Origin of the sequence: Ignisphaera sp. (assembly GCA_038831005.1) — an archaeon.
GTDB lineage: Archaea > Thermoproteota > Thermoprotei_A > Sulfolobales > Ignisphaeraceae > Ignisphaera.
In genome coordinates this window covers 188334-202309 of record JAWBKZ010000004.1, presented here as the reverse complement: position 1 = coordinate 202309, position 13976 = coordinate 188334, and the positions used below count along the sequence as shown (strand labels likewise).

Here is a 13976-nt window from a genome sequence, read left to right as displayed (position 1 = left end):
TGATTTTAAACGTTTAAGCTTATTGAGAGATAGAATCTAGTTCTTCAGGATATGGAAAGAGAAATCTTTGTTCTGCTAGATAACTATCCTCAAATCTGTGTATAAAGCCCCGAAAGTATATCATAATGGTTTTCAGATTTTCTTTACAGTTTCCGTATCTCTCGATCAAATCTATGATGTATCTCCTCTCATTTGTATTCAAATCTTTCTTTAAATGACTGTATATGTGCATGAACACATTTACGTAAGATCTTCGTGATGGATTTCTACACAATGCCTTCGTAAACTCCTTTCTGTACCTATTAGCTAGCTCCTCAGATACGTATTCTTTTCTTTTTGCAATTAATCTTCCTAAGTTTTTTAAACTCTCTTGACTGTGTAGCATAATTAGGTATTTGTATTTTCTATGGAAGTCTACAAGTTCCTCAATAGATTTTAAGTTAGATAGTGTTGATCTAAGTTCAGCAAACGAAAAAATCTTCGTCAGAAATCTGACCCTAATTTCGTAAGCATAGAGCCTCTTTTCACTTTCTATCGGAATACATGGTATAAGCTTCTTTATTGTAGCTGTAAATATCCCATCTCCTTTTCCTACAACCCTTCTATCTGGTCCATATATTTTAGCATCACCTACACCACAAGAAGGACTAGCAGACTTTAGTACAACTCCATCGACATCTGTCTTGTCTAAAACATCTATAGCGAATTTCTCTAAAAGCTTAGTGTATATAGATCCTGTTCCTGTATCAATTAGCTCAATATTGTTGTTTTCTTTACTCAGAACTAAGGGGTTTCTAGGAATCCCAAGCCCAATGCCTACCTCGGGACAAATAGGTACAACATCTACGTACTTCTTAAGTATTTCTATAAATGAATCAAACACTATGTTTCCATCATATCTCACAGACTTTACTCCTAAGCACTCACTAAGCATTATCCTTGGTCTAGCCATATGCAACACTATCCTAGACACTTAGATAACTTAATCTATAGCCTTATTGTTTCGATGAAATCAAGTACCATGTCTTTCCTTGTCTAGCGTATCTTTTTCTTACATCTCTATATATTTTCATTACCTTATCTAGGAATTCGTTATCTATGTATAGTATCTTTCCATCCTCTATTACCTCAATAACAAATACACTACCATCCTTAAGTTTTTTAAGAAAGCTTTCCGTATTGAAGCCAATTGGATTAACATTTACGAAACTAGTATCGCGAAGTAGTGCAAATGATTCTCTAGGATCTTTAGGTAGATCATCTGCAACCACTAGTATATCTATATCGCTTCTATCTGTATAGTCTCCTCTTGCTCTAGAGCCAAAGAGTATCACAAGTCTTAATGCTAGTTTCTTCCTATATTTCTCTAATAATGTATTTAAATCATTTAACAATAGATTTCACCCACTCAATTACCTTATTTGCACAAGAAAGACATTTCTCGGCATCTTCTTTAGTATAGTAGTCTAGTGGAGCTCCTTCATCAAATATATCTGGATACCTCGATGGAATATAGTGTTTATCTAGATCTAAAATACATCGTCTAACTTCTTCTGGAACTTCAATTGATGCTTCTGATACAAGGAATAGCAAAGAATGGCCTCTTCTTTCCTTATTGAGATAATTCAAAAGCGCTTTTATAGCTTTTTCAGCAGCTTGATGTGATTCAAAACATGCTTCCTCATATATTCCTTCACGATAGTTAGCTACAGCAGATGCCATATTTCTCTCTGACTGTCTTAACCAATCCCTAAAGCGAGATACCATATATATCACGATACTGGTTATCCACATAATGTATAACAGATTGAAGTAGTATTAAACTGTTTATCTATCTCTAAAATCTCAAACCAAACTAGAAGTCCTATTACATAAATTCTTATCAAAGCATTTATAAATTATCTACATTGAGATGCAGAGGCTATTCAATGAAAAGAGCAAGACCTAGCAAAAGCATATTCTCTCCAAAGATAAATCATATAGAATTACGGCAATGAAACCCATCATCATAAGTTATACACGTAATTCAGTAACTAGAGTAAAGCTTCTTAACACATTAGCCTCAAGCATAAGAGAATCAACCAACAAAACTATCTAAATAAACCTTAAACCATTAACATACTACCTCAAATAAATATCTCTAAAATAAGATAAAGAACAACAAAAGTAGATAAACTAACAAAAACAATAACAAAATATAACCCAGAAATCAACAAAATTTAAAACAACTCACAGTAACCGATATATTAAGAGACGTGTAAGTGTCTTTAACCAGAATCTACTGCTATATTGTTAAACATCATTTCACGTGGCTTCAGTATCTATAGATCTTAAGCATTGATATTCTCTATTCTTGTTACTCCTGCTGCACCCCAAAACTTCTTGATTATTGAATCAAGTCCTTGGATTTTTCTCTCGTTAAGCCATAGTCTTGTATAGATATTAGAGAGCTCTATGTAATCTTGAACAGATATATTGTTCTTGATAGCTTTTAGTGTAGCTATATAGAACCGTTTCATGAAATCTAGATCGGGTGGTAGTTCCACATCTTTCGACGTATTTATAGCTTCCTCGAGCTGAGGCACTAGTTTTTCTATATCTTCTCTACTGTAGTACTTTACAAGCTTAAGTATATCGGTTTTGAGTAGTATATGTTTTGGAAGCCATATGCCCCAATACTCTCTCCATCTATGGACTACTGTAGAAACTTTACCGAATATCTTTCTAACATTGAGTACCTTGGGATCTTCACCTATTAGTGATACCCACTTATCTTCCCATTCACCAGTACCTTCTGCTATCTCGATTGATGCTAGTAGTAGAGGTTCTAGAAAAGAGAAGAGACATTCTGCTCCATCGTCTCCCCATGCAGTAATTAGAAAACCTTCTACACCTTCTTCTCTAGCTGCTGATAAGAAACTCTCTATGTTGCTTAATGCTGTTATAAAGTCTGGATAGAATCTATTCCAGTTCCAGAGACCTGGAGCCACTACTTGTTTTAATCCTCTTGTGCTGAGGATTCTTATCTTCTCCACAAAATAATTCTTGGGATTAACACCATAGTCCCAGTTAACGATTATTGTGTCTCTCCAAATGCTACTCTCTATGAGTTTTCTCCAGTATCTAGCTTCATCTTCCCTCATGTAAGCAGACATTATCATGTCTCCCCATATCATGGGAATCTTGCCTTTTGATCTAACTATACTGATTAGTTCTCTATAGTATTCCTCATATAGCTGTGGCCCTCTGAACTCTCTTGGTATATCTAGTGATCTTCCTCTACCTAAAGCCCATACCTCATCACCACCGATATGTATATACTTTCCTGGGAAAAAGTTCAGAACTTCTTCAAGAAGATTATGAACAAACTCTCTAGCTTTACTATCGATAACATTTATCACTCCTTCTCTAGGGTGCCACCACTCACTAAGCATACTGTATGAAGGTAACAATAATATGTTCTCCATATGTCCACAGAGTTCTAGAGACGGGAACACTTCTATACCGAGTTTGAGACCATATTCTACTACTTCTCTAAGTTCATCTTCAGTATACCTCCCCCTCAGAACACCTATATCTGGATACTTGTTCCAAGGAAACAGATCTTCTAGGTATAGTGCAAAATAATTGTACTTCAATAAGAAAAGCAACCTAAGTATTTTCTTCAAAGTCTCTACAGTAGGAACACCTCCTCTAGCAACATCGAGATGAAAACCTCTGAACCTGAAGCTCATCTTCTCCTCAATCTCTACCTCAGGTAACCTATCTCTATACTGTTTAACAAGCTGAAGTATTGTTGCATAAGCTATTCTCTCATCACCATAGAATCTAACCCTATTCTCTTCAACAACTATATAGACTCTATCCACATCAACTCCTTCTCTAACTATCTCCCATCTACCTAAAGAAACACCAAACTCCTTCATCAGGAAACTAGACATATTCGTAAATCCATTGAAATTATACCATCTACCGCTAAATCTAATCTTCTTAGGTTCAGGGACTAGAATTGGTCTACCTCTATTCAATCTCTACACTCACCATATAAAGCTACAATAATTAGGTACCCTATCTTCGATCTAAACTAAAACCGTATCTATAGTGATAAAATAACTATTTTAATTTTGCTGAACATAGTTCTCTAAAGGGTTTCGAGTATATGCGCTACAGGATATCTACGTATCTGGAGCTGAGAGATAAGAATATTTTTCTAGAGATGTGTAGAATTCATAATAAAGCATTCACCTACGATACTGTAGATACATACTCTTTCCTAAATTTTGTGACTAAAGATCCTAATGCTAGAGAAGATCTAATATATATAGCTATAGATGGTAAGGACCATGTTCTAGGGTTTCTGGTAGGGGTAGATGTATCGAAGGAGCCTATAGAAGTTGTAGAGAGTTCTAGAGACACTATATGGATTAAAGATTTTGCTGTAGATCCTGATCTAGATAGAGATCTGTTGAAGAATATACAGCTAGATCTTATGAAGTTCTTCCTGAATTCACTAGATGGCTTAGGTAAGAAGAAGGTGATTCTATATGCTTACGCACCATTCTATTTCATGCCTGGAGTAAACGTGTTATATGAAGACTATATAGAATTCTTCGAAGAACTAGGCTATAATAAGATCTCAGAAAATGTGAATTATGAAGTTGATCTCACGCAATTCTATTACCCACGAAGAATCATGAAGATAGAAGAGGCTATAAGAAGTAAGGGGATAACGATTAGAAGAGGTAGCGAATCTGATGAAGAAGCTATAGTTAAATGGGTTAAGGAGGCTTTTGGTAACCCGTTTTGGGGTGTAGAGACTCTTTATGCATTTAGGAATAATCCTCCATCAATATTGTTGGCTGAAACAAATAACGAGTTCATAGGTTTTGCCGTATATAACAGAATGGGGAGAAACGAGTTTGGGCCTATAGGTGTTGATGGAAAGTTTAGGGGTTTAGGTATCGGTAGTGTCTTGCTGTTTAGAGCGTTAAGCGAGATGAAGCTTGCTGGCCATAGATACTCTGTGGTAACCTGGACTACACACTTGTTCTTCTATACCCAAGTCCCCGGTATTACGCGGATAAAGCATTACTTGATAATGAGTCTAGAAGTATAGATTGGCTGTAAACCGGTTAAAACGATATAGATGTAGTGTTGCGTATATGTATGTGTTGAGGAATACTAAAATAGTTAGAGAATGTGGAGTTATTGATAATGGATATGTAGTGATAGATAGAGGTAGAATCATAGATATAGGTAGAGGATCTCCACCATACCTAAACATCGAGAGTGAAGATTTAGATGGTTATACTGTTTTACCAGGATTTATTGATACACATATACATGGAGTTGAAGGAATTGATGTAACATGGAATTCAGAACCTGAAGCTCTTCTAGAGATTGGGCATAGACTTGTCAAATACGGTGTAACCTCTTTTACTCCAACAACTATTTCTGCACCTCACGATACTCTTCTAGCTGTATGTAAAGCTATACATAACGCTAAAGCTATGTGGAGACCAGTACATGGTGCTAGAATCCTTGGTCTCCATCTAGAAGGTCCCTACATCAATAAGGAAATGGCTGGAGCACATAACCCTAGATACATCAGGAGGCCAAGTATTCAAGAACTTAGAGAACTTGTTGAAGCTTCTAACAATAGTGTGATCCAAGTCACAGTAGCTCCAGAGATCGAGAACTCTCTCGACTTTATCCGTTATGTAAAACAGATCGGTATAGTTGTTAGTGCTGGTCATACAAATGCTTCTTATGAAGAAGGGGTCAAGGCTATAGAGAGTGGTGTAACCAAGGCTACACATCTATTCAATGGTATGAAGAAGTTTCATCACAGAGACCCAGGTATAGCTTTAGCTCTAATCGAGAATCCTTCAGTATATCTAGAAATTATAGCTGATTATGTACACCTCCATCCAGCTATAATTAGACATGTAGTAAAGTATGCAGGTACAGATAGAATAGTATTGATAACAGATGCTATAGCAGCTACAGGATTAAGCGATGGTGAGTATAGTCTTGGAGATCTAAAGATACGTGTTGAACAAGGAGTAGCTAAGTTAATTGACAGAGATGTGTTAGCTGGAAGCGTACTGACCATGGATAAAGCTTTTAGAAATCTTCTAGATCTAGGCTTTAACATAGTAGATGTAGCTAAAATGAGTAGCACAATACCAGTTAAAAGCTTAGATCTAGAATCAAAGATTAAGATAGGTAAGATAGAGATAGGGTATCTAGCCGATATAGTGGCTATAGATGAAAACTATAGGATTAGAAAAGTCTATATCGAAGGCGAGAAAGTACTAGATAAATAAACTAAGCATTACATTATCTACTCTACAATACACAAGATCCTTCCACTAATGATACAGTAGATAGAGCTTGTTATAGAGCTTTAACCAGTTATCCTATAGTATATAGCTAAGCATTTAAATTCCTCTTTCTATTGAAACATTATATGTGATTGTCTCTAGATATTGCACCTTCTGAAGAATAGCCCTCGGTAGTAGAACCAGCTATCGATTCTAAGTCTCAGAGTCTTGGTAAAGTTGTGGAATTCCAGAAAATATAGATTTAAAATGGTTTGTATTTCTAGTGAGCTACAGATTTTGATAAATATCTTGGTGTATCTATAGGTCTTTCCAATAATACACCTAATCTATATGCCATGAACTGAAGCGGTAGTGTCATAACTATAGGTGCTAGATGTCTTTCAGAATATGGTACCTGGATCACGATACCTTTCTGAATGTTGTCTAGCTGTTGTTCTATATTGAATCCTATAACAATTGTTTTAGCACCTCTATTGAGAGCAAGCTGGATAAGCTCATAGGTAGAGGGTATAGCTGATTTCTCAATTGGTACAAGAAATATTGTAAATATGTCTCTCTCTATCAGTGACTGAGGACCGTGTCTAAATTCGCCAGTTTCTACACCTTCAGCATGGATATATGCTGTTTCCTTAAACTTTAAGGCTCCTTCTAGAGCTATTGGATAGGTTATGCCTCTTGATGTGATGTACCCACTTCTACAGTCAACTATATATTTAGCTGCATTTGATGATTCTACATCTATTCTATGCATATGATTCATCAGCATTTCGCTAAAAGATCTTAATCCATCTATACGTTCTCTATATTCAGATTCAGTCATCTTCCCTATATAGCTTGAGGCTTTTAGTGATAGCATATAGAGAAGAGCTAGTGTTGATGTGAAGGTTTTTGTAGCAGGAATAGCGATTTCGGGTCCTGCTGCTACAGGTAGATAGAGGTTAGATAGATTGGCTAGTCTAGAGCCTATATGATTCGTTATACCCACAATAGTTGCGCCTCTGATCTTAGCTTCATAAACAGACTGTATAACATCTCTTGTTTCACCCGATTGCGAAATAGCTACAACTACAGTACCTGGAGAAACATTATCTACATAGTATAACGGGAATTCTGCTGCACTTACAACAATTGAGTTTATGTCAGCAAGTTCAGAGAAATAGTAGGATGCAACTAGACCTGCGTGAAGGCTTGTTCCATTACCTATAATGAAGAGGTTTTTAGCATCTGAAATAAGTCTTGCTGCAAGTGTTAGATACTTTTCCTGTACAGATGATACTGTTCTAGATATAGAGTAAGGTATTTCGTATATCTCTCTAAGCATGTGATGTGGATGCCCATCTTTATCGATGTAGTTGGGATCTATATCGAGTTTCCTAAAGTCTTTCTGTATTCTTCTAGCATCTAGAGCACTATAAACCTCGATACGTTCTTCAGTAATTATCGCTACCTCATTTCTCTCTAGAACAGTATACGAATCTACTACACCATATAGAGCGCCTTTGCCAGAGGATACCGCAAACAAATTACCTGATGCTCCTAAAAATATTGGTGCTAATGATGTATATACAGCAATACAGTTGCATTTAGGATATAGAACAGCAAAACTATTGAAGCCTGAGACCTTTTTCACCACATTAATCAATGCATCTAAGAAACTAGAGACTCTCTTAAGCTCATCCTCAATTAGATGAGCAACAATCTCGAAATCACAACGTGAAACAACTCTATGTTCTCTAAATATAGCCTCGTCCCTCAGTTTCTCATAATTTGCAATAGCGCCATCTCCAACAACTGCTATACGGTTATAGCAATCGCTATGAGGCTGAGTATTCTCTCTATGCGGTTTTCCATGAGTAGCATACCTAGTATGCCCTAAAGCAATCCAACTAGAGATTTCGTTGAGCCTGTACCTCTCCTTCAGTATATCGATTTTTACAGCATCTTTAAATATCTTGATATCTCCATCAACTAGTACAGCTAGACCACTACCATCAAAACCTCTATACTCAAGCACCTTGACCCCACGAACAACTATATCAACAATATTACGTTTATCACGAGAAACAATACCAAAAATTCCACCCATATCACCACCCAATACACTCACAATACATTTTCTGCAAAATCTTAACCTTTAATCAACATAATTGATGTAGCAGATATTAATGAATATCTAAGACGGTTAGAAGACTCAGTATATACCGTAACCTACTGCAAAAAACTATATAGACTATACATAGATTGTTCAATTCTTGGTATTCTGGTTATTTCTGTATCAGAAAACCTAAGAAACTAAAACAACCTAGATGATGGACATAGACAACCACTACCGCTATAGATGAACAGCATAGTTATTAACCTTGAATACATTTCTTCAACAACTTCTCCTCTCGAACTCTATTATCGAGATCTGTTCTAGAGATTTCAACTATCTAAACAAATGAATACTATATTAATTTTCAGTCACCCTAGTCTAGGTATTGGGTATATGTTAGTGTATCTGCTCTAGGTGAGATAACAAGATTAAGTATTAATCATAAACTAAAGCTATGTAAATTGAATAGAGGTAGACCTTTAAAGGTTTTGAACAGAATCTAGAGAATCTTATTGAATCACTTGGGTTTTCTTGGAATCATTGGTTTAACGGTATTTAGTCTTAGATCTAATCAAAGTCTAAATACAGAATTATCTATCTGTTTTATATGAGAAGTTTGAGAAAGAAATGTATAAGCTAGATCGCATATAGATTGGAAAAGTCAAAGAACTATATGTAGGAGCTTGTTAAGGATATGGTCGAGATAGCTACATCCTTTGCGACGAGAGTATATGGTAAGAGAAGCCACAAATACGAAAACTAGTGAAGTGTGTTGAGGAGTCAGCAAGGATTCTTGAGAAAACTGTTTCACTGGATACTGAGAGAAACATATGTATTCCAGGAATGTAGCCTTATGGGTGAAAGTAAAGAAAGAGCTATACAAATATTTTAGGAAGAGATATCCAGAGCTACCATTGCACTAAATCCATGAAGCAAAACGCTATGGATCCACTAAGTTGAAGTTGTTTCTCGAGCTGAAGAAGAATTCGTTAGCTATTCTTTTTTCTAGGTACTAGATATATAGCATTACGTCCCCTCTTTCTAAACACGTAATTTTGTAGATTTCTTTAGGATGTTTAGAACTCTTGATACAATTCAACAAAACCTATAAATCAATGAATATATACAAACCTTTCGGTGCCCCCGTGTTCCCGAGATCCATGAAAGACCATGGGGGAGGGGCTTTAGGGAACCATAATGATACGTCTCAGGAAATCTACAAAAACCTATGGCGGGAAACAGTTAAAACTGTGGTATACATGGATACCATTGAAGTGATAGTATGCCAGTAAGAGAGGAGGTTCTCAACTGGTTAGCAGAGGCTAGAGCTGATCTTAGGCACGCTGAGGTAAGCATTAGTATAGGTGGGTACAACTGGGCCTGTTTTGCTGCTCAACAAGCTGCTGAGAAAGCTCTGAAAGCCTTAGTGCTTCATGTTCTAGGTGAGTATCCACGGGGTCACGACCTTGTTAAACTCTATCGTAGAGTCAAGGGCTCTACTACTACTTCACTTAGTGAAGTTGTGCTCGCTAAGCTATCTGCATACTACACTCTAGCTAGATACCCCAACGCTGGGTTAGAGAGACCATCAGAGGAGATCTCGAGGGAGCATGCCGAGGAAGCTGTCTCAATTGCCAGGGGTGTAGTAGATGAGGTCTCAAAAGCTATTCAAGACCCGTAGTAACATTGTAGAGATCCTCAGAAAGTTTGCTAGAGAGATCAATGCCACGATCTACTTATTTGGGAGCTACGCCAGAGGTGATCACACGCTTGAAAGCGATGTTGATATAGTAGTTGTATGCGAGTGCTTCAAGAGTATGAGCTACCCAGATAGAGTTGCATTTGTAAGAACAAAGCTACCACTGGATATTGGATTCGACATAGTAGCCTTAACACCACAAGAATTCAAGAGTAGATTAAGCAAAGCGTTCTTCAGAGACATATCAAAGTACTGGATAGAGATAAAACCATAAACACGACGATCACAAGCTTATAGCAACCTTAAATTTAAGGCTTTCTAAACTAAGAGACAACCTCTGTCATAAGAAGCTACCATAGATTTCAGCAATACGGTAAAACATACAAGAATTTAGTAGAAAGAAAGTAGACGTTCGATCTCTAACGAGGTTGAAAAGCGATAGGAGGATGCTTATCGTGTGTTATTGAGTAGAAGCAGAGATAGTGTACCTAATTACTAAGCTCTGAGCTTTAGATTCTCAGATTTGTGGAAGAATATGGCCAGGAGGTAGAAGAAGATGAACCAGCTGATGAATAGAGTAGCGTTTAGGATCAACTCACTTGTATAGTATGATAGGAACGTAGGCAGATACTATACCCCCATGTAGTTATACCAAAACGTAAATGTCTAATGCCTCCCTTATAGCCCCGACCACACATCCAAAGGCGAAGCACCCGAGGATGTGTATAGGCATCCACTAAATCGGCTCCCATCTCGATGTACTTGGGTTCCAGTAATTAACTATATGTATTAGAGCAAAGATTGTGGAGGCTAAAAGTAGACCTACTCCATAACCAATTCTCCAAGTCTTAAAGACAAGCCTATGCCAGCGCTTCTCAAAAACTTCGTTAAGCCTAGACTACACATAGCCCCTAAAGTAAGCCTCTTCAACAAGCCTCTTGGCCTTTGGCTTAGAACACTCGACTTACTACACTTAGCAACAGGCTTGTAGCTGGATGCAGAAAATTTGTTGCAACAGATATAATCAAGGAATCCAACATCATCTTAAAATACTATGCATAGAGGTACTAACACCAAAGACTTAACTCTATAAACACTAACCATGTTTAAACTACAACAGCAACATCTAGTAATAGGCTTTAAGCATTTGCGTTATTCGTTTATCAAGAATAGATTATTATCAGGCTATAGTTTTTCTTCCTCACTTCTTGAAGGAGACTTGTTAAGTAATGTAGCTAGAGTTTAACCCTTCTTCTAGTGCTACTTGGTGGAGCCTCTTATCTGCGACTAGGAATTCGTCTGCATTTATTGATTTTGCTGAGGCTATCTGTAGAGCATCTGCTTGGTATATGTGGTGTTTCTCGACGATTTTCCAGGCTATTCTAAGCGTAGATAATTTAACTGGTACAGTAACCAGGTACCCAAGCTTAGTAAGCCTTAGAGTTTCACTTAAGAATCGTTTCTTAACCACTTGGTAGTCCTCAGCTGTAATGATCTCTCTTGTCCTCGAGTTATCCAGAACTCCGAGTACTTCACCGATATTCCAGAGACTGAAAGATATCTTGATTAAGCCATTGTAAGCCTGCACGTATAGCTGTCCTACGTATTCGCTACCGGGTTCTTCGATATACCTCTTATCAATGACGCTACTGTCTAAGTAAACAACTTTCTCTCTCATTCCGCATCTCTCTAACAAGTTCACTAACGGAGGCCTTCGCCTTAACAGGTTTGAAATTCAATTCCGTATCTAACTCATTAACGAGCTCTCTAATCACGGCCTCTAGATCCACCATAAGCTCTTCTCTAAGAAGGCCTTCTAGAGCTTCACTAAGCTCTTGATCCCTTGAAGAAGCAATCTTTTTGAACTCCTTCCAGAGATCCTCATCAACATAAATACTAGTCTTAACCTTACCCATTCCAATTCCCATACCTAGATATACTAATATCGGTATATAAGTCTAGATGTTACAACCTCTATACTAACTTACTTTCCTATCCATTAAGCCATTCACACTAAACCTCATATAGATCGACTAACCGACAACATACTTAACTGCCAGAAACCCGCATAATCAGCTCATCAACATAGCACATCTCCCACGGGTACTCTCTTGCCCTCTACAAGAAGAAGTACGCAACACTCGAGTGGAACCTCAAGTACTTTGATAAAGTAGGAGACCTTATCAGCAGCGAAAAAATATGAAGCCTTGAAAAGAAATTGCAAGACCTCAGAAAACAAGAAAAGTTTATTGAGATGCTTAGTCTTGAGTAAAACCTTGGTAGTTTGTGATGAGAAGAAAAGTTCCAGCGGTAAGATAGTCAAAGTATGTGTTAAAATCCTTGAGGACTTGATGAAAGGAGCTGTGATTTCAGAAGATTTCTTCGGGGATCCTGTGGAAAACTTTGAAAGAACTTATTCAAGAACTTACTAAGATTGGAGTGAGAAGAGGTGCCTACCGTAGTTTGTGAGTTACTGAAAAAGACTAAACTTTAGTTACATAACGGTTGAGGACGTAGGCGAAGTCTCGGTACTTTCAAGTACTGAAACTTCCATTTATGAATATTCACAGTTTCTTTATTCCTCTTCTGTTTTCTTGATTATTTCAGATCGTTTTGTCTTATATTACGTAGATGTCTCCCTAGCGCTATATCTTGCTGACCTCAGGTTTAGGGTTCTTTACTAAACCTATCTCTCTAGCAAGTCTTCGTAAGATTAGTTTGCTTTCATGTTATGCGCCGGAAGATTCACCTTAACTTCTATGTATAGTTTCTAGGATTCATGCGACAGCTCTCCATGAAGGTGGCTTAGTAGTGCTTCGATAGTTCTAGGTGTTAGCATTCTCGAGCCTCTTAGAGCTCTTAATCTTCCTTTCCATGCTTAAATGATGACGTATACAGTCAACGACTTGAATACCCTGGATAGATCGTAGATTAGCGATGTGGTAGCTTCTCAAGGCATATATGACCCCATGGAATAGGTCTAACCCAAAGACAACCAATGCCTGTGGACAGAATTCCGTAGAGTATGGAGTAGAGTATGTCAATTAAGGAGTTTATTACATACTCCTTTCCACGGTTCCTGCCTTACTGATGTTTGTTGTCTCGATATAGACGACATTGGATAGAGCTTAGGTACCTAACCCGAAGGCCGTCCTAACGGTCGGTACTCACCCATGCGATAGTTCTAGAGTTGCTATCTGTAGGTGTTGTTGCTCACTGTGTTTATTAGGTAGTGTAGGTTGGAACTTATTGATAGTCTGAAATGGCTGAAAGTCTGATAGTGCGTGTAGGTCGGAAGAGGACTATAGTTATTCTGAAGAAGGTTGCAGATATGTTGGGTATTGATGAGGGGAGTAGAGTTGTGCTTGCCGTAAGTAATAACAAGCTGGAGGTTATACCATTACCGGACGCTATAACTCTCTCGCTTAAGGATAAGAAGGTTGCGAGAATAACTCTGAGAGAACTTGAGGGGGAGAGCATACGTGAGCAGAAGAAGTATATCGCGGAAACCGAGAGTACTAGTTGATACAACATTCCTCTTACCAGCTCTAGGCGTAGAGATTGAGGAAGACGCTTTAAAAGCTATAGCTCTGTTTAGAAAGCTAGAAATCTACTACTTAGAAGTCGGAATCCTAGAGGCGATGTGGAAAGTAATCAAAGCTATACCACTAGAACATCTCGAAGTAGTCAAAGTAGGTCTAGACTCTATAAGAAACAACATACAACATGCTAGACATACCCATAGAAGCATACATAGAGGCCTATAGAATCTACAACGAGGACCATAAAGACTACATAGACGCCCCATACTACTCTACAGCTAAGATAGCCAATA

General features: G+C 37.6%; 14 protein-coding genes. 7 read left to right on the top strand and 7 right to left on the bottom strand.

The genetic code is table 11. The features are described 5' to 3' along the window. Positions 1–19 precede the first annotated feature (19 nt). From QXK50_05955 to QXK50_05940, 4 genes are all read right to left on the bottom strand, one after another. Positions 20–952, bottom strand: coding sequence for a DUF523 and DUF1722 domain-containing protein (locus QXK50_05955; GenBank protein MEM2008704.1), 933 nt, complete (start codon positions 950–952; stop codon positions 20–22). A 43-nt stretch (positions 953–995) separates the two neighbouring features. Beyond that, complete coding sequence (locus tag QXK50_05950; protein MEM2008703.1) at positions 996–1394, bottom strand: nucleotidyltransferase domain-containing protein; 399 nt, start codon at positions 1392–1394, stop codon at positions 996–998. Then, positions 1384–1767 carry a HEPN domain-containing protein gene (locus tag QXK50_05945; protein ID MEM2008702.1) on the bottom strand — a complete coding sequence of 128 codons (384 nt, stop codon included), beginning with the start codon at positions 1765–1767 and terminating at the stop codon, positions 1384–1386. Before QXK50_05945 ends, QXK50_05950 begins: the two co-directional genes overlap by 11 nt. A 563-nt stretch (positions 1768–2330) precedes the next feature. After that, the gene (locus QXK50_05940) at positions 2331–4028 is read right to left on the bottom strand and encodes a beta-N-acetylhexosaminidase (protein MEM2008701.1); all 1698 of its coding nucleotides are present in this window, start codon (positions 4026–4028) and stop codon (positions 2331–2333) included. Positions 4029–4159: 131 nt separating this feature from the next. Between QXK50_05940 and QXK50_05935 the strand changes: the two genes are divergently transcribed. Beyond that, positions 4160–5116 (top strand): GNAT family N-acetyltransferase, encoded by a 957-nt coding sequence (locus QXK50_05935; GenBank protein ID MEM2008700.1) that lies wholly within the window; start codon positions 4160–4162, stop codon positions 5114–5116. 46 nt (positions 5117–5162) lie between these two features. After that, positions 5163–6329: an N-acetylglucosamine-6-phosphate deacetylase gene (gene nagA / locus QXK50_05930; GenBank protein MEM2008699.1), complete on the top strand. Its 1167-nt coding sequence runs from the start codon at positions 5163–5165 to the stop codon at positions 6327–6329. Between the two features lie 277 nt (positions 6330–6606). Here nagA and glmS read toward each other — a convergent pair whose 3' ends face one another. Beyond that, positions 6607–8433: a glutamine--fructose-6-phosphate transaminase (isomerizing) gene (gene glmS / locus QXK50_05925; GenBank protein MEM2008698.1), complete on the bottom strand. Its 1827-nt coding sequence runs from the start codon at positions 8431–8433 to the stop codon at positions 6607–6609. A gap of 1291 nt (positions 8434–9724) precedes the next feature. Between glmS and QXK50_05920 the strand changes: the two genes are divergently transcribed. Beyond that, positions 9725–10123, top strand: coding sequence for a HEPN domain-containing protein (locus QXK50_05920; protein MEM2008697.1), 399 nt, complete (start codon positions 9725–9727; stop codon positions 10121–10123). Further along, positions 10092–10415 (top strand): nucleotidyltransferase domain-containing protein, encoded by a 324-nt coding sequence (locus QXK50_05915; GenBank protein ID MEM2008696.1) that lies wholly within the window; start codon positions 10092–10094, stop codon positions 10413–10415. Before QXK50_05920 ends, QXK50_05915 begins: the two co-directional genes overlap by 32 nt. Before the next feature lie 948 nt (positions 10416–11363). Here QXK50_05915 and QXK50_05910 read toward each other — a convergent pair. Both QXK50_05910 and QXK50_05905 read right to left on the bottom strand, forming a co-directional pair. Next, positions 11364–11819 (bottom strand): type II toxin-antitoxin system VapC family toxin, encoded by a 456-nt coding sequence (locus QXK50_05910; protein MEM2008695.1) that lies wholly within the window; start codon positions 11817–11819, stop codon positions 11364–11366. Beyond that, positions 11788–12057, bottom strand: a complete 270-nt coding sequence (locus QXK50_05905) for a hypothetical protein (GenBank protein ID MEM2008694.1) — start codon at positions 12055–12057, stop codon at positions 11788–11790. Before QXK50_05905 ends, QXK50_05910 begins: the two co-directional genes overlap by 32 nt. Positions 12058–12405: 348 nt before the next feature. On the opposite strand from QXK50_05905, the gene QXK50_05900 reads away from it, so the two are divergent. The 3 genes from QXK50_05900 to QXK50_05890 all read left to right on the top strand — a co-directional run bounded on the left by QXK50_05900 (position 12406) and on the right by QXK50_05890 (position 13908). Continuing rightward, positions 12406–12573, top strand: coding sequence for a hypothetical protein (locus tag QXK50_05900; GenBank protein ID MEM2008693.1), 168 nt, complete (start codon positions 12406–12408; stop codon positions 12571–12573). 830 nt (positions 12574–13403) lie between these two features. Beyond that, entirely contained in the window at positions 13404–13667 is a 264-nt protein-coding gene (locus QXK50_05895) for an AbrB/MazE/SpoVT family DNA-binding domain-containing protein (GenBank protein MEM2008692.1), read from the top strand. Next, on the top strand, positions 13624–13908 hold the full coding sequence (locus tag QXK50_05890; protein ID MEM2008691.1) for a hypothetical protein: 285 nt from the start codon (positions 13624–13626) through the stop codon (positions 13906–13908). The genes QXK50_05895 and QXK50_05890 overlap by 44 nt, the downstream gene beginning before the upstream one ends. Positions 13909–13976: the final 68 nt, after the last annotated feature.